The sequence below is a fragment of the Mesorhizobium australicum genome (genome assembly GCF_900177325.1).
GTDB lineage: Bacteria > Pseudomonadota > Alphaproteobacteria > Rhizobiales > Rhizobiaceae > Mesorhizobium_A > Mesorhizobium_A australicum_A.
The window spans coordinates 1,679,602-1,693,935 of record NZ_FXBL01000004.1; the positions used below are offsets into that span (position 1 = coordinate 1,679,602).

19 protein-coding genes are annotated in these 14,334 nt (G+C 65.2%); 4 read left to right on the top strand and 15 right to left on the bottom strand.

Features of this window, described 5'->3' with window-relative positions; translation table 11 throughout:
- Positions 1–9 precede the first annotated feature (9 nt).
- Positions 10–501 carry a CAP domain-containing protein gene (locus tag B9Z03_RS10530; RefSeq protein WP_244561713.1) on the bottom strand — a complete coding sequence of 164 codons (492 nt, stop codon included), beginning with the start codon at positions 499–501 and terminating at the stop codon, positions 10–12.
- A 220-nt stretch (positions 502–721) separates the two neighbouring features.
- Here B9Z03_RS10530 and B9Z03_RS10535 point away from each other — a divergent pair, with 220 nt between their 5' ends.
- Both B9Z03_RS10535 and B9Z03_RS10540 read left to right on the top strand, forming a co-directional pair.
- Entirely contained in the window at positions 722–940 is a 219-nt protein-coding gene (locus tag B9Z03_RS10535) for a hypothetical protein (protein ID WP_085464169.1), read from the top strand.
- Positions 941–1,140: 200 nt separating this feature from the next.
- Positions 1,141–1,461 carry a hypothetical protein gene (locus B9Z03_RS10540; protein ID WP_085464170.1) on the top strand — a complete coding sequence of 107 codons (321 nt, stop codon included), beginning with the start codon at positions 1,141–1,143 and terminating at the stop codon, positions 1,459–1,461.
- A gap of 52 nt (positions 1,462–1,513) precedes the next feature.
- Here the strand turns inward: B9Z03_RS10540 and B9Z03_RS10545 are convergent, their stop codons facing one another.
- From B9Z03_RS10545 to aceA, 8 genes are all read right to left on the bottom strand, one after another.
- Positions 1,514–2,797: an NAD(P)/FAD-dependent oxidoreductase gene (locus B9Z03_RS10545; RefSeq protein ID WP_085464171.1), complete on the bottom strand. Its 1,284-nt coding sequence runs from the start codon at positions 2,795–2,797 to the stop codon at positions 1,514–1,516.
- 8 nt (positions 2,798–2,805) lie between these two features.
- The gene (locus B9Z03_RS10550) at positions 2,806–3,093 is read right to left on the bottom strand and encodes a type II toxin-antitoxin system RelE/ParE family toxin (protein ID WP_085464172.1); all 288 of its coding nucleotides are present in this window, start codon (positions 3,091–3,093) and stop codon (positions 2,806–2,808) included.
- Entirely contained in the window at positions 3,090–3,326 is a 237-nt protein-coding gene (locus B9Z03_RS10555; RefSeq protein WP_085464173.1) for a hypothetical protein, read from the bottom strand. The genes B9Z03_RS10550 and B9Z03_RS10555 overlap by 4 nt, the downstream gene beginning before the upstream one ends.
- A 49-nt stretch (positions 3,327–3,375) precedes the next feature.
- Positions 3,376–4,809 carry a glutamine synthetase family protein gene (locus B9Z03_RS10560; protein WP_085464174.1) on the bottom strand — a complete coding sequence of 478 codons (1,434 nt, stop codon included), beginning with the start codon at positions 4,807–4,809 and terminating at the stop codon, positions 3,376–3,378.
- 92 nt (positions 4,810–4,901) lie between these two features.
- Positions 4,902–6,452, bottom strand: a complete 1,551-nt coding sequence (locus B9Z03_RS30405; RefSeq protein ID WP_085464175.1) for a WD40 repeat domain-containing protein — start codon at positions 6,450–6,452, stop codon at positions 4,902–4,904.
- Between the two features lie 66 nt (positions 6,453–6,518).
- Complete coding sequence (locus B9Z03_RS10570) at positions 6,519–6,971, bottom strand: hypothetical protein (RefSeq protein ID WP_085464176.1); 453 nt, start codon at positions 6,969–6,971, stop codon at positions 6,519–6,521.
- Between the two features lie 188 nt (positions 6,972–7,159).
- Positions 7,160–7,402 carry an SMc00767 family acetate metabolism repressor gene (locus tag B9Z03_RS10575; protein ID WP_085464177.1) on the bottom strand — a complete coding sequence of 81 codons (243 nt, stop codon included), beginning with the start codon at positions 7,400–7,402 and terminating at the stop codon, positions 7,160–7,162.
- Between the two features lie 100 nt (positions 7,403–7,502).
- Positions 7,503–8,792 (bottom strand): isocitrate lyase, encoded by a 1,290-nt coding sequence (gene aceA, locus B9Z03_RS10580; RefSeq protein WP_085464178.1) that lies wholly within the window; start codon positions 8,790–8,792, stop codon positions 7,503–7,505.
- 237 nt (positions 8,793–9,029) lie between these two features.
- On the opposite strand from aceA, the gene B9Z03_RS10585 reads away from it, so the two are divergent.
- Positions 9,030–10,478: a helix-turn-helix domain-containing protein gene (locus B9Z03_RS10585; RefSeq protein ID WP_085464179.1), complete on the top strand. Its 1,449-nt coding sequence runs from the start codon at positions 9,030–9,032 to the stop codon at positions 10,476–10,478.
- Here B9Z03_RS10585 and B9Z03_RS10590 read toward each other — a convergent pair.
- From B9Z03_RS10590 to B9Z03_RS10615, 6 genes are read right to left on the bottom strand one after another with little or no spacing between them, the layout of a single operon-like run.
- Complete coding sequence (locus tag B9Z03_RS10590) at positions 10,471–10,773, bottom strand: type II toxin-antitoxin system RelE/ParE family toxin (RefSeq protein ID WP_085464180.1); 303 nt, start codon at positions 10,771–10,773, stop codon at positions 10,471–10,473. The genes B9Z03_RS10585 and B9Z03_RS10590 overlap by 8 nt on opposite strands.
- Complete coding sequence (locus B9Z03_RS10595; protein ID WP_085464181.1) at positions 10,763–10,960, bottom strand: hypothetical protein; 198 nt, start codon at positions 10,958–10,960, stop codon at positions 10,763–10,765. The genes B9Z03_RS10590 and B9Z03_RS10595 overlap by 11 nt, the downstream gene beginning before the upstream one ends.
- Before the next feature lie 56 nt (positions 10,961–11,016).
- Positions 11,017–11,994 (bottom strand): NADPH:quinone reductase, encoded by a 978-nt coding sequence (locus B9Z03_RS10600; RefSeq protein ID WP_085464182.1) that lies wholly within the window; start codon positions 11,992–11,994, stop codon positions 11,017–11,019.
- A gap of 55 nt (positions 11,995–12,049) precedes the next feature.
- Positions 12,050–12,328 carry a type II toxin-antitoxin system RelE/ParE family toxin gene (locus B9Z03_RS10605; protein WP_085464183.1) on the bottom strand — a complete coding sequence of 93 codons (279 nt, stop codon included), beginning with the start codon at positions 12,326–12,328 and terminating at the stop codon, positions 12,050–12,052.
- The gene (locus tag B9Z03_RS10610; protein WP_085464184.1) at positions 12,321–12,518 is read right to left on the bottom strand and encodes a hypothetical protein; all 198 of its coding nucleotides are present in this window, start codon (positions 12,516–12,518) and stop codon (positions 12,321–12,323) included. The genes B9Z03_RS10605 and B9Z03_RS10610 overlap by 8 nt, the downstream gene beginning before the upstream one ends.
- Positions 12,515–13,120, bottom strand: coding sequence for a ferric reductase-like transmembrane domain-containing protein (locus B9Z03_RS10615; protein ID WP_176247489.1), 606 nt, complete (start codon positions 13,118–13,120; stop codon positions 12,515–12,517). Before B9Z03_RS10615 ends, B9Z03_RS10610 begins: the two co-directional genes overlap by 4 nt.
- A gap of 133 nt (positions 13,121–13,253) precedes the next feature.
- Between B9Z03_RS10615 and B9Z03_RS10620 the strand changes: the two genes are divergently transcribed.
- A complete protein-coding gene (locus B9Z03_RS10620; protein ID WP_085464186.1) occupies positions 13,254–14,192 on the top strand; it encodes a DMT family transporter in 939 nt (312 codons plus the stop codon).
- The last annotated feature ends 142 nt before the right edge of the window (positions 14,193–14,334 follow it).

Genomic DNA, 14,334 nt, shown 5'->3' on the forward strand with positions numbered 1-14,334 from the left:
CCCGGACGCCTATCGCGCGACGATCAGCGCCCAGTAGCGCCGGTCTCCTTCGCCCTTGGCGGAAGCGAGCCCGAAACGGGTGAAGCGGGGGTCGAGCATGTTGCGCCGGTGGCCCGGCGAATTGACCCAGGCCTTGAAGAGACCGTCGAGGCCGAACCGGCCATAGGCGATGTTCTCGGCGGCGGCGGTTTCGACCCCGTTGCCGCGCACGCGGGTGAGGAAGTCCTTTCCCCGGCCAGTCGTGTGCTTCATCCTGCCCGCGGCGGCCATCAGCTCGGCCTGCTGGCGCGCGGCGGCTTCAAGCTGGCTGTCGGGGGCGAGGGGGGAGAGGCCAGCGCCCTTGCGGATCGCGGCGAGATGTTGCTCTGCGCTGGCATTCGCGCCCGCGCCTTCGACCCGGAGCAGCGAGATCGACTGGCACCCCGAGAGCACCAGCGCCATCATCAGCGCCGCCATCGCGACGCCCAGGGGCCAGAAGATCTTCGCTACCGTCTTGGTCACAACACTACCCACTCGTGCACTGCGGCTTCCAAGAGCGCCGGATCATGGCTTTTTGCGGATCGCCGAAGCAGCAGCCACCGGGCTCCGTGCCCGGCGATGAACTTTTTGTGACGATCCGTGATGGCCGTGCCGGAAACTTGCGCGTGAAAGCACCCGTATCCAGATCAACCGCCCAATGATGGACGGGGAACACTGATCCAAGGTTAACAGGAGAGAAACCATGACGAAATTTGCACTCGCCGCCGCGCTGACCCTCATCGCCGGTTCCGCTTTCGCGCAGGAAGCGCCGTTCTGGATCGTCGATGGCGCTGTCGTCTACACCGGCCAGACCATGTCGAACGGCACGACCTTCGAGGGTGGCGCGTCGGCAACGGCTTCCCCCGCGTTCATGCTCGACGGCGGCAACATCAACTGGGACCAGAACTATAGCGGCAAGTAAGCCTTTCGCGACGTCAGCCTCAAACATCGAACGCCCGCCGAAAGGCGGGCGTTCGTGTGTCCGGATGCGAAAGGCCGATCGGTCAACTTGTTGTTACGGCATCCAATTTAGGTGCGATGAAACCCGATCGCGTCCCATCCGTTGACTGGGCAGACCGTCGCAGATCGGTCGACGAAGCCGAACCGGAAAAGGAGACTGTCATGAAGAAGATCATTCTCGCCGCCGCGATCACCGCCGCCGCTGCGGGCGCGGCCTTCGCTCAGGAGCCGCCCTACACCGTCATGAACGGCGAGGTAAAGTACCCCGGCCAGATGGAGCGGTATGAGCCGCGCGGCCCGTACTATGGTGACGTCTACTACGGCGATGCCTATGCGCAGGTCTCGCCCAGCTACTACGTCGAGGAGCCCGGCTACACGATGGAGCCGCGTTATTCCTATGAACGCGTGCCGTCCAGCGCCCCGGGCATCTACGTGTTCGATGGGCTGAACCTGAACAACGACCAGAACTACAGCGGCAAGTAAGCGCTGCATGCTGAATCGTCGAAACGCCCGCCGCGAGGCGGGCGTTTTCGCGTCAGAACCGGTCTCTGAGGGCGAACCAGGACAGGGCCAGGAACAGCAGCGGCGAGCGGAAACGCCGGCCGCCCGGGAAAGCCGGGATCTTCAGTTCCTCGAAGAGCTTCAGCCGGTCGCGGTTGCCGGAGACCGTCTCGGCGTAGAGCTTGCCCATGAAGTTGGACAGCATCACGCCATGGCCGGAATAGCCGCCGGCGGAGATGACGTTCGGCATCACTTCGCGCACGAACGGCTTGCGCGGCGCGGTGATGCCGACATAGCCGCCCCAGCCATGGGTGATCTCGACATCCTTGAGTGCCGGGTAGATCTCCGCGATCTGGCGGCGGATGTGCACATGAATGTCCTTCGGATCCTTCACGGCGTAGATCTCACGTCCGCCGAACAGGAGCTCGCCGCTCGGCGCACGCCGGAAATAGCGCACCACAAAGCGTGAATCCGACACCGACTCGCCGCCGGCCAGTACAGGGCTCTCGGCGCCGAGCGGCACCGTCGCGCCGATGAAAGAGCCGATCGGCATGATGTGGGCGGCACTCACCGGTTCGAGATTGTCGCCATAGGCGTTGGTCGCGATGAGGCATTTCTCCGCGGTAACCGTTCCGCGCGGCGTCGTGACCCGAACCTTTCTGGCCTGCGTGGCGATGTCCGTGGCGGGCGTCTTCTCGTGCAGGCGCGCACCCGCTTCGGCTGCCACCCGCGCGGTGCCGACAAGCAGCTTCATGGGGTGGATGTGGCCCGCGCCCGTATCGCGCACGCCGCCGACATAGTGCGTCGAGCCGATCCGCTCCGCAGTTTCGGCTGCGTCCATGAGGGACATGTGCGGATAGCCGAAGCGCGCCGCGGCCTCCATGTATTTGATGAAGTCGGGCAGCTCGCGCTTCTTGTGCGTGACGTTCAGATGGCCTGGACGAAAATCGATCTCGATCCGGTTCGTCGACGCGAATTCGAACAGATGCGCCTTCGCCTCCTCGGCCAGGTCGAACAGCGCCTTGGCGCGAGTGAAGCCGAGTTCCTCTTCCATCTCTTCCGGTCCGGCGCGCTGGCCGGTGCCGAGCTGGCCGCCATTGCGACCCGACGCGCCATCGCCGAAACGATGCGCTTCGAGAAGCACGACGCTGGTTCCCGCCTTGGCGAGATGGACGGCGGCGGAAAGACCGGTGTAGCCGCCGCCGATGATGACGACGTCGGTCACAACGTCGCCGTCGAGCGGCGGGTATTCGGGCCGTGCTCCGACGGTCGCCTCATACCAGGAATAGCCAGGGGAGATGGGGGAGGAATAAGGCATGATGCGTCTCAGTCGAATTTATCCGGCCATCGCTGCGCGCCGTGCATCACGGCAAGAATCTCGATCGTCTGCGAGACCCGGTAAGCGACCACGTAGGACGTGCCGCCAAGTACGAGTTCGCGCGTTTCGTCCACTCTGCCGGGCCGGCCGGCTTCGGGATTTGCGGCCAGCAGCTGCTCTGTCCGATCGATGATCTCGTTGATGAGCCTGTAGGCAGCGACAAGGTTGCGTGCCGCAACATAATCCTGGATTTCGTCCAGGTGCGAGAGGGCGGGACGGGTCCAGCGAACCCTCACGAAGGACGATATTTCTGCCGGACCCTGTCGATCTCGGCTTCGGTCGCGAAATCTCCCCGATCTGCCGCGGCGATCCCGTGCCTGATTTTCGCGAGGAAGCTCTCCTGCCAGTCGAGCGAATGGCCGTGCTCCAGCGCGTCGACGATCACCTGTGTCTCGGAACGACCGGATTTCTGCGCAATGTCGCTCACACGGCGCTGCATCTCGGGTGTTATGTCGACCTTTATCGTCATCGATCTTTTATCTCACGCTGTCCCGGTGTTGGGAAATGCGGCTGTGTCCCTAGACGTTCAGCAGCAGATACTCCCGCTCCCAGGGGCTAATCACCTCCATGAAGGTCTCGAACTCGGCCTTCTTGATGGCGGCATAGGTCGACACGAACACGTCGCCCAGCATCGCCCGCAGCTGCTCGTCGTTTTCGAACAGCTCCACGGCCTCAAGCAGGCCGCGCGGCAGGTCGATCTCGTCCTCGTTCGCCGTCGTTCCGACCGGCGCGTCCGGCCGGATCTTCTGCTGTATGCCGATCAGGCCGCAGGCGAGCGAGGCGGCGAGCGCCACGTAAGGGTTGGCGTCGGAGGAGGGGATGCGGTTCTCGACGCGGCGGGCCGCCGGGTCCGAACGCGGCACACGGAAAGCGGTCGTGCGGTTATCATAGCCCCACTTCGTGTTCACCGGCGCGGAGGCGGCCTGGGTCAGCCGCCGGTACGAGTTCACATAGGGTGCGAACATCACGAGTGCTGCAGGCACGTGCTTCTGCATGCCGCCGATGAAATGGCCGAACGCCTCCGTCTCCGAGCCGTCCTCCGCGGTGAAGACGTTCTTGCCGGTCTTCTTGTCCACGATCGACTGGTGGATGTGCATCGCGGACCCCGGCTGGCCCTGGATCGGCTTCGCCATGAAGGTCGCATACATGTCGTGCTTCAGCGCCGCCTCGCGGATCGTGCGCTTGAACATGAACACCTGGTCGGCGAGCTCGATCGGGTCGCCGTGGCGCAGGTTGATCTCGAGCTGTCCGGCACCCTCTTCGTGGATCAGCGTGTCGATCTCGAGACCCTGGCTGGCCGAGAAGTGGTAGATGTCGTCGATCAGTTCGTCGAACTCGTTGACGCCGGCGATCGAATAGCCCGACCCGCCGGCGATCGGCCGGCCCGAGCGTCCGACCGGCGGCGTGAGCGGATAGTCGGGATCGGGGTTCTTGCGCACGAGATAGAACTCGATCTCGGGCGCGACCACGGGCTTCAGCCCCATCCTGGTGTATTCGCCGAGCACCCGACGCAGCACGTTGCGCGGCGTGAACTCGACCAGCCGCCCGTCCTGGTGGACGAGGTCGCAGATGACCTGCGCCGTCGGGTCCGTCTCCCAGGGCACCAGCGACAGGGTCGAAAGATCCGGCACCAGCTTCAGGTCGCCGTCATCCTCCGGATATTCGAAACCGTTGCCGTCCTCCGGATAGTCGCCGGAGATCGTCATCATGAACGGGGCGGACGGCAATGCCAGCGAGGTGTTGGAGGTAAACTTCGTCGACGGCATCATCTTGCCGCGCGCGACGCCGGCCTGGTCCGGCGTGATGCATTCGATGTCCTCGATGCTGCGCCATTCCAGCCACTGGCTGGCTTCCTTCCAGTTCCTCACGCCGCGGTAGTTCTTCAGGAATGCGGGCGTGCGTCTTCCGCCGCCTCGGCCTGACGGTCGGACTTCCTTCTTCGCAGGAGGCATCAATCACCAAAAGATGTTGCTGGTAAAGCCGACTATAGCCGCGCCCTCCGTGACTTGGGAAGGCCCCGAGGCTGGATTCCCGCCGATTCCGGCTATTGCGGAGCGCCCGCAAGCACTGCGACGGCCGGCGGCCCCGCTTCGCGCCAGATGCGAATGGACCGGTCGTAGCCGCCCGTCAGCACGGTGCCCTCCGGCCCGAAGGCGACCGAATAGACCGGTCCGCGATGGCCGACATACTGGGCGATTTCGGCGCCGTTCTCGATATCCCACAGTCGCGCCGTGCCGTCGAGCGAGCCGCTGAGGATCCGCGTGCCGTCGCCCGACAGCGCGATCGCATAGACGGTCTGCGAATGCCCGTCGAACTGGCGCACAAGCCGCCCGCTCTCCAGGTCCCACAGCTTGATCGTCCGGTCGCCGCTGCCGGTCACCGCTAACTTTCCGTCGTGGGTGAAGGCCATGCCGTAGGTGCCGCGCTCGTGCCCGCCCCAGTAGCGCAGCAGCGTGCCTTCGTTGACATCCCAGAGCTTCAGATCGCCGTCGATGCTGCCGCTCAGCGCGCGGCTGCCATCGTCCGAGATCGCGACGCCGGCGACCGACCAGCCATGGGCGCGTTCGACGTGCAGCGGCACGAGCTTCTCGAGATCCCAGAACAGCACCGTCCCCGCCTCGTGCCCGCTCACCATCCGCCGGCCGTCGGGGGAGATCGCGATCTTGTTCACGCCGCCGTGGTCCTTGGCGGAGAACACGTGCAGTGGAGCCCCATCGGCCAGGTTCCTGACGACGATCTCGCCATCGTCGCCAGCCGTGACGATCCGCGCGCCGTCGGGCAGGAAGATGGCCGATCGCACCATGTCGGGATGGCTTGCGACGGTCCTGACCAGCTTCCTGTCCGGAATGCTCCAGAGCTTGACGGTCTTGTCCGTGCTGGCGCTGAGGAAGGACTTGCCGTCCGTCGCGAGCGACAGCCAGACCACGGCGTCGCGGTGACCTTCAGCCTGCGTCGGCATGGGGTCGGGTTTCGGCAGCGGCACGGTCGTGACCGGAGGGAGTGCCGGCGGGGCAATTTCGACAGGCGGTGCCGCAATCGGAGGCGCGGCGGCGGTCTCCTGGGGCGCGGGCGGGGAGACAGCAGGCTCGGCCGGCGCTTCGGGGGCGGCCGGCGCAGGCGAAGTCTTTTCCTCGACGCTCGCCGAAGGCGTCGCGGGTGCGGCCGGCGGCGCCTGAGAACCGGACGGGCCGGGTTCGCTCGACGCCTGTTGTCCAGAATCTGCGACGGGCTGTCCGGTCGTGCGCAGCAAGCCGAACTGATGGGTGCCAAGCGCCGCGATGCCGACCACGCCCGCAACGGCGAGGAGGGGCACCAGCAGCGACCGGCTGGGCTTGGTGTCGACCGCGAACCTGCCGAACTGCTGGGTGTTCTGGACGTCGACGCGCGGCCTGTCCGCCAGCCTCAGGAGTACGAGCATCGCTCCGAACAGGCAGACCACGCCGCTGGCGCCGAGGATCGCCACCAGAGCCGTATCGCCCGTCCATGACAGCGTCGACGACGTGCCGAGCAAAAGGTAGGCGGCGCGAAGGCACCAGATGCCGATCGCCGCCGCCACGATGGCGAGAATGGCTTGGGGAAGCCTGCCGACCTGCATCAGCTCAACCCTCCTCCCCGCACTCTATCCCGCATGACGCAACGAAAGCTACCTGGCCTCCGCGCTTCAGACGCGGCGATCTCGGACAGTCTCGATCAGGGGTTGCAGGCGCTCCGGCGTGACCGGCTTGGCGACGACGGAATCGATCAACCCACCCAGGTCCACGGCGTCCGGCGGCATGTTCTGCACGGTCAGTAGCACGACATGCGGCCTCGCGCCGTCAGACATGCGCTTCTGCGTCGCGATCGGGCCCAGCGCGACGTCGCATTCGTGCATGTCGCTGCCTCCGTCCAGGATAACCATCAGCGGATCGATGCGGGCGATATGGGGTCCGGCCCGTTCGGGTTCGCAGCTTACCGCCTTGAGACGCGCGCGCTCGACGATCCGCGACAGCACGATCAGGTTCACCGGCGACGCGCTGACGACGATCACGGTCTCGGACTGGGCGAGCGTCTGTCCGATGATCGCTTCGTGCGCTTCGTCGCGCGTGGCGATCGGGTCGACGTTCTCATTGGGCATCGGGCGGTACCGGCGGGCTGTTGGTGAGGATATTCCCGTAATCATGTCAGGACCGCGGCTCGCGTCGAGCCATGGGCCTAATGCTGAGGACGGATTTCAACTATAACGGGATTTCCTGTCAAGAAAAGCAAAAAGGCCGGTGGATTTCTCCATCGGCCTTCGCGTCATTATGTGTGGGAGCAGGACATTCAGCTCTTGTGCGATTGCGTCACGATCACCGGGATCAGCAGATCGCCCCAGTTGCCTTCGCCGCCGTGATGGCGGGCCGAACGGACCAGCTCGACCGATACACCGGCCTCGACGGCCTTCATCACCGACTGGTTCAGGCGGTGCAGGTCGTTGGCGACCATGCGGATCACCGCCTGCTGGTCGTCGTTCATCGACGAGGACTGTTCCTCGGCGCGTTCCTTGACACGGGTCCTTGGGGTCATGGCTGTCGTTCCTTAGACTTCTTGTGGCCGCTCCTGGGCGTTTCCTCTGTTACATCTCTCCGGGGCAGGTGTCCCGGAGATTTTTTCGCGGACGGACCGCTTACTCGGCGGCCGGACGGAACTGCTCGTGCTCCGTCGACTCGTGCATGGCGGTGGTCGACGACTTGCCGCCGGTGATCGCCATCGACACGGCGTCGAAGTAGCCGGTGCCGACCTCGCGCTGGTGCTTCGTCGCGGTGTAGCCGTTGGCCTCCGCCGCGAACTCGGCCTCCTGCAGCTCCGAATAGGCCGCCATCTGGCGATCCTTGTAGCCGCGGGCGAGCTCGAACATGCCGTAGTTGAGCTGGTGGAAGCCCGCCAGCGTGATGAACTGGAACTTGTAGCCCATAGCGCCGAGTTCACGCTGGAACTTGGCGATGGTCGCGTCGTCCAGGTTCTTCTTCCAGTTGAAGGACGGCGAGCAGTTGTAGGCCAGCATCTTGCCCGGATGCGCCTTGTGCACGGCCTCGGCGAACTTCCGCGCCTGGGCGAGGTCCGGCTTGCCGGTCTCCATCCAGATCAGGTCGCAGTTCGGCGCGTAGGCGATGGCGCGGGCGATGCACGGCTCGATGCCGTTGCGCACCTGGTAGAAGCCCTCGACCGTGCGGCCGGCGTCGTAGTCGACGAAGGGCTGGTCGCGCTCGTCGATGTCCGAGGTCAGGAGCTTCGCCGCCTCGGCGTCGGTGCGGGCGACGATCAGCGTCGAGGTGCCCATGACGTCGGCGGCGAGGCGTGCCGCGTTGAGGTTGCGGATATGCGCCGCGGTCGGGATCAGCACCTTGCCGCCGAGATGGCCGCACTTCTTCTCGGATGCCAGCTGGTCCTCGAAGTGGACGCCGGCCGCGCCTGCCTCAATGAACGCCTTCATGATCTCGAACGCGTTGAGCGGGCCGCCGAAGCCGGCTTCGGCATCCGCCACGATCGGGGCGAACCAGGTGTCGACCGACAGGCCATTGCCTTCAGAGGTTTCGATCTGGTCGGCGCGCTGCAGCGTGCGGTTGATGCGCTTGACGAGCTCCGGCGCCGCGTTGGCCGGGTAGAGCGACTGGTCCGGATACATGGCGGACGCCGTGTTGGCGTCGGCGGCGACCTGCCAGCCGGACAGGTAGATCGCCTTCAGGCCGGCGCGCACCTGCTGCATCGCCTGGTTGCCCGACATGGCGCCGAGCGCGTTGATGAAGTTCTCTTCGTGAAGGAGCTTCCAGAGGCGGTTTGCGCCCATCTCGGCCAGCGTCTGCCTGATCTGGACCGAGCCGCGCAGCCGCTTGACGTCTTCAGGGCTGTAGGGGCGCTCGATGCCCTCGTAGCGGCCTTCCGGTGCGGACGGGACGAGATTGTAAAAATCGGTCATTGCGAGTCTCCAGTGACAGGACGGGCATTTCGGTCCCGCCGTTTCCGATGTGACGGCATTTACATCGCAACGCACCAAAAGCCAGAAAACTTCGAAAAATCAGCCCGAAAATCAAGTCAGCCTGTGTTGCGATTTACTGTTGCGGTGTGTAAATCTGTAAAGTCTGTAAAAGCCGCGCGACCGCAGGATTGGTCAAAAGTTGTAAATCAGGGGTCGCGAGCCATTGGGAGCCGCCGTATGGCCGAGCAGAAGATCTTCGCCGGACCGCGCATCCGGCGCATCCGCAACGCCAAGGGATTAACCCAGACGGCGATGGCCGAGGGGCTGGGCATCTCGCCCTCCTATCTTAATCTGATCGAGCGCAACCAGCGGCCGCTGACCGTCCAGCTCATCCTCAAGCTCGCCTCCGTCTACAAGGTGGAACCCGACGAGTTGCAGGCCGAGGCGGGCGGCACGATTTCCGCCCTGAAGGAGGTGTTCGCCGACCCGCTCCTGGCCGGCGAACTGCCCGGCGACCAGGAACTGCTGGAGATCGCCGAAGCCGCGCCCAATGTCTCGTCGGGCGTGATCAAGCTTTTCCGCGCCTATCGCGAGCAGGCCGAGCGGCTGTCGGACCTGTCTGAGATGCTCGCGCGTGACGGCCGCGCCACGGCGCTGTCCTCAGCCCGCCTGCCGATCGACGAGGTGCACGAGGTGTTCGAGCGGCGGGCGAACCACTTCGCCTCGATCGAGGAGGAGGCGGAGGCATTCACGGCGCTGCTCCAGCCCGGCGATGACCTCGCCGGTGCGTTGAAGGCCTGGCTGAAGCGCGAGGCGGGGATCGTCGTGCGCGTGCTGCCGGTCGCCACCATGCCCAACTGGCGCCGCCGCTACGATCGCCATTCGCAGCGCCTGTTCATCTCGGAGCGGCTGTCGCCGTTCGACCAGCTGCGCGAGATCGCGATGGAGGCTTGCCTCGTGCGCATGAGCGTGGCGATCGGGGCCGAGCTCCAGGCGCTGAAACTGTCGTCGGACGAGGCGCGCAGGCTGGCGCGCTTCGAGCTGGCGCGCTACGCCGCCCATGCGCTGATGATGCCTTACGGCGCGTTCCATTCCGCGGCTGTGCGGGCGCGTTACGATATCGACGTGCTGCGCTCGCGCTTCGGCGTCTCCTTCGAGCAGGCGGCGAACCGGCTGACGATGCTGCAGCGGCCGGGCGCGCAGGGCGTGCCCTTCTTCATGCTGGAGGTCGACAATGCCGGCCACCGCTTCCGCAAGGCGGGCGCGCAAGGGTTCCCGCAGGCGCGCTTCGGCGGCGGCTGCCCGAAGCTCTCGGTCCACGCCGCGTTCGCCCAGCCGGCCCAGATCCTCGTCGAGGCTGTCGAGATGCCGGACGGGGCGGAATTCCTGACCATCGCCCGCACGCTCGAAGGCCCGCAGGGCGCCTTCAACGAACGCCCCCGCCGCACCGCGCTGCTGCTCGGCTGCGACATCGGCTTCAGGGAGGAGATCGTCTACGCCATGGCGCTGCCGGGCGGCCAGCCCGGCACGGCGGCAAAGCCCGGCCAGGTTCCGGCGACGCCCGTTGGGCCGGCCTGCCGTCTGTGCGAGCGCTCCGGCTGCCTGGCGCGGGCCGAACCGCCGGTGACGCGGCCATTGGGTTTGGACGAGATGGTGACGGGACTGAGCGCGTTCGATTTCAGGTGAGGAGATCGAGGACGATACCGTCTACGTCCCGTCGCGCATCGATGACCATCACGATATGGACACGGTCGGCGTTACCGATGACTTGATAGAAGATGATGTGATTACGATAGATCAATGCTCGAAACAGATCGTTGTAGCGTCGGCCCGATCGCGGAAAATCCGCAAGCTTTCTGCATGCGTTGACGAGACCTGATCGATATTTTCGTGCCGCTGCAGGGCTGGCTTCTGCTATATGCGCAATGATTTCGTCGAGGTTTTCCCTCGCTTCCTCGAGCCAAACGACTTCACTCGCCATACTTCTGCCGAAGCTCCTCGTAGAAAGTCTCGGCAGGGATTTCACCTCCACGACGAACCGCAGCTTCCAGCCGCGCGTCTATCCGCTTTCGAACGGCCATCTGGTGGAGAGCACGGGCGATCTCCTCCTGGTCCTTTTCAGGCAACGCTTCGACCTCTCGGATCGCGTCCCGCAAAGAGTGATTCATGGCTTTCTCCGATGCTCGGCGCAGCATATCACGGTCTCGTCCTGCGGATAAGAAGCTCACCCCACATCCAGCACCACGTTGCCGACCGACCTGCCGGCTTCGACCTCCTCATGCGCCCTCGCAATGTCGCGCAGCAGGAAGCGCGGGCCGATCGAGTGGCGGATGCCACCGTCCTCGAGCGCCTTGGTCAGTTCGGCGATCGTCGCCTTACGGTCCTCCGGCTTGAGCTCGTAGAGGAGGAAGAATTTCAGCGTGTAGCTGTTCCAGAGCAGGGCGAGGAAATTGAGCGCGATGTCGGTCGGCTGGTTCGAGCCGTAGCAGACCATCGTCCCGTGCGGCGCCATCACCGCTTCGGCTATCAGCCGCGCGGTCGAGGAGAGGTCCATGTCGATGATGCCGTCGACGCCCTTGCCCTTGGTCAGGTCCTTCACGACCTTGGCGACATCCTTGTTCTGGTAGTCGACAACGAAGTCGGCTCCGCCGCTGCGGGCATGCTCGGCCTTGGCCGCAGAGGCGGTGCCGATCACGCGCGCGCCGCGCGCCTTGGCGAACTGAGAGGCATAATAGCCGACCGACGATCCGGCGCCGGTGATGAGCAGCGTCTTGCCACCGACGGGGCCGAGCAGGCGCAGGGCCTGAAGCGCGGTCAGCGCGGGAATGCCCAGGCACGCGCCGGTCGCGAAGTCGATCTTCGAGGGAAGGTGCACCGCCTGCTCGGCGGGAAGCACGCAATATTCGGCCGCGGTGCCGAACGGCCGCTTCCACTGCCCGTTCCAGATCCAGACGCGCTCGCCGATGCGGGCATGGTCCACGCCCTTGCCGACGGCGTCGATCACGCCGGCCCCGTCCGAATGCGGGATGATGCGCGGCCACATCAGCGGCCGCCCGCGCCGGCTCTTGACGTCGGAAGGGTTCACGCCCGAGGTGTGGATCTTCACCCGCACCTCGTTCAGCCCCGGTTCGGGCGTCTCCATCTCGCCGACATGCAGCACCTGTGCTGCGGCGCCGTTGTGTTCGTACCAGGCTGCTTGCATGGGATGTCTCCTCCGAAACGATGGTCTGCCCGAACTCAATTGGAGAGGTAGCGGATCAGGTTTGGAATGTCGCGTCTTCCATCGATGACGTCCGCCACGAAGACGCGATCCGATTGCGTGTCGACGACATAAGGATCACGTGATTGCGAAAAACGAGGATCCGCCGCTTGCTGTCGAAACGCCGCCCCTTGTCCGGAAATTCGGCGAGCGATGCGACTGCTATCCTCAGCTCGGAGATGTAGCGTGCGGCAGCGTTGGGACTGCGTGCCCGGATATATTCTTCGATCTCGTTGAGATGGCGGACAGCGCGATCCCGCCAGACGATGCTAGCCACGCGTTTTCTTCATCAGCGTATCGAAGACCTCGTCATGTGGCGTCTCCCCGCCCTCTTCTTCCGAGGCTGCAAATATCGCGTCGATTTTCTTGCGGAGCGCCATCTCCATCAGTGCGTGGCCGAGCTCCTCCTGTTCCTCTTCAGGCAGGTTTTCCGCTTCCGTGACGGCGCGCTTCAATATCTGGTTCATGACCGGCTCCTGTCTTTCAGATTAGCACGGAAAACAGGCGGGAAGAAATGTCGTGCGACACGCGCCAGCCAGAGCCCGGCCAGCGGCCCGAAGTGGACCAAGGCTTCGAATGGCGACGCAGATAGAAGCAGCCAGTGAGCGAGTGTCAATGCAGCCGACACATAGGCGAGGCGCTGGATACGCTTCCACCATCGTCCGAGCCGTGTGACGGCCGTCTGGTTCGATATGGCTGCAATCCCTGCCAGCAGCGCGAAGGCGATCCAGCCGGTCCACATCGAGGCGAAGGCCATGCCCTGGATGATCCAGTCGAGCCGGCCGATGCTGGCAGAGAAGACGACCACGTGGAACAGCGCATAGAAGAAGGCCGAGAGGCCGAAGACCCGGCGGCGCGAGACCAGCCAGGCGATCCAGCGGCCCTGCGGGAACAGGGCGCGCAGCGGCGAGATGCAGAGCGTGACGACCAGAAGCTTCGTCGCGACGTCGCCAGACGGGCGGATCGCGAAGCGCCAGGGCTCTCCGCCTGCGAGTCCCGCCGCGAGCAGCATCGCCGGCAGCGCCAGCAGCAGGCAGAGAACGGTACTGGATCGCGAAAGGGTCGGCATGTGTCCCGTGTCGCAGGTGATACAAATCAAAGCGCGGGCTGGATCACGCCCCGCTTCGCCTTCTGCTCTAACGCGATAGGAGGATTCGCTCAGGCCGCGCAACCGCGCGGCCGGCAGCATACGGCACCGGGTCATGGCAGAGACGGCAGTTCAGGCTTCGCCGACGCGCGGCGACGAGAGACTGGGGTTCATCCTGGTCACGCTGTCGGCGCTGTTCTGGAGCTTTGGCGGAGCGATCGCGCGGTTCGTCGAGGCGGGCGACAGCTGGACCGTGGTGTTCTGGCGCTCGGTCTGGGCGGCGGCGTTCCTCATCGGCTTTATGGTCTGGCGCGACGGCGTGCGTGGCACGCTGGCGCTGTTCAGGGACATGGGCCTGCCGGGCGTCGCCGTCGGCGTCTGTTTCGCGATCGCCTCGACCAGCTTCGTGGTCGCGCTCGCTTACACGACGGTCGCGAACGTGGTGCTGATGCAGGCCGGCGTGCCGCTGCTTGCCGCCCTGATGGGCTGGATCATCTTCCGCGAACGGGTTTCGCTTCCGACCTGGTTCGCCATCGCGGCGGTGATCGCCGGCGTGGCGATCATGGTGTCCGAGTCCTTCACCGGCGACGTGTCCCCGATCGGCGACGGGCTGGCGCTGTTGATCGCGGTCGCCTTCTCCTCGGCGACCGTGATGACGCGCAGGTTCGCCCATGTGCGGATGACGCCGGCGACCTGTCTCGGCACGCTAATCGCGGCGGTATTCGCCGCGACGCAAGTCTCGACCGTCCTGGTGAGCGGCATCGACATGGCGTGGCTGTTCGCCTTCGGCGCGCTCAATCTCGGCCTCGGCCTCGCGCTCTTCGCCACCGGCGCGCGGCTGATTCCGGCGGCCTTCGCAGCACTGCTGGGAACGCTCGAAACCGTGCTCGGCCCGGTCTGGGTGTGGCTGATCCACGGCGAAACGCCGTCGGCGCGCACCGTGCTCGGCGGAACGGTGATCTTCGCTGCCCTTCTCGTCCACATCGCGCTCGAATTCCGCCGCCAGGCGCAGCCGCGCAAGCCGGGCGTCACCGGCATGCCGGCGCCGCGCTGAGGCCCCCCTTGTCCGCCTCTGGCCGGTTGCCGTTCCCTCCTGGATTTCGAGGCTTGCCGCACTGCGAAAACGCCAATAGGCTGCGCACAAACCCGGCCCTGAAGGACCGCTGTGGGAGCCGGGATTGGGGTTAAGACAGAGG

Excerpts from the sequence above, each read along its gene's own strand:
- aceA (WP_085464178.1), bottom strand. The coding sequence starts at position 8,792 with ATGACCGATTTTTACAATCTCGTCCCGTCCGCACCGGAAGGCCGCTAC.
- B9Z03_RS10535 (WP_085464169.1), top strand. The coding sequence starts at position 722 with ATGACGAAATTTGCACTCGCCGCCGCGCTGACCCTCATCGCCGGTTCC.
- B9Z03_RS10560 (WP_085464174.1), bottom strand. The coding sequence starts at position 4,809 with ATGCCTCCTGCGAAGAAGGAAGTCCGACCGTCAGGCCGAGGCGGCGGA.
- B9Z03_RS10615 (WP_176247489.1), bottom strand. The coding sequence starts at position 13,120 with ATGCCGACCCTTTCGCGATCCAGTACCGTTCTCTGCCTGCTGCTGGCG.
- B9Z03_RS10590 (WP_085464180.1), bottom strand. The coding sequence starts at position 10,773 with ATGGCGAGTGAAGTCGTTTGGCTCGAGGAAGCGAGGGAAAACCTCGAC.
- B9Z03_RS10575 (WP_085464177.1), bottom strand. The coding sequence starts at position 7,402 with ATGACCCCAAGGACCCGTGTCAAGGAACGCGCCGAGGAACAGTCCTCG.
- B9Z03_RS10595 (WP_085464181.1), bottom strand. The coding sequence starts at position 10,960 with ATGAATCACTCTTTGCGGGACGCGATCCGAGAGGTCGAAGCGTTGCCT.
- B9Z03_RS10540 (WP_085464170.1), top strand. The coding sequence starts at position 1,141 with ATGAAGAAGATCATTCTCGCCGCCGCGATCACCGCCGCCGCTGCGGGC.
- B9Z03_RS10600 (WP_085464182.1), bottom strand. The coding sequence starts at position 11,994 with ATGCAAGCAGCCTGGTACGAACACAACGGCGCCGCAGCACAGGTGCTG.
- B9Z03_RS10545 (WP_085464171.1), bottom strand. The coding sequence starts at position 2,797 with ATGCCTTATTCCTCCCCCATCTCCCCTGGCTATTCCTGGTATGAGGCG.
- B9Z03_RS10620 (WP_085464186.1), top strand. The coding sequence starts at position 13,254 with ATGGCAGAGACGGCAGTTCAGGCTTCGCCGACGCGCGGCGACGAGAGA.
- B9Z03_RS30405 (WP_085464175.1), bottom strand. The coding sequence starts at position 6,452 with ATGCAGGTCGGCAGGCTTCCCCAAGCCATTCTCGCCATCGTGGCGGCG.
- B9Z03_RS10610 (WP_085464184.1), bottom strand. The coding sequence starts at position 12,518 with ATGAACCAGATATTGAAGCGCGCCGTCACGGAAGCGGAAAACCTGCCT.
- B9Z03_RS10555 (WP_085464173.1), bottom strand. The coding sequence starts at position 3,326 with ATGACGATAAAGGTCGACATAACACCCGAGATGCAGCGCCGTGTGAGC.
- B9Z03_RS10570 (WP_085464176.1), bottom strand. The coding sequence starts at position 6,971 with ATGCCCAATGAGAACGTCGACCCGATCGCCACGCGCGACGAAGCGCAC.
- B9Z03_RS10585 (WP_085464179.1), top strand. The coding sequence starts at position 9,030 with ATGGCCGAGCAGAAGATCTTCGCCGGACCGCGCATCCGGCGCATCCGC.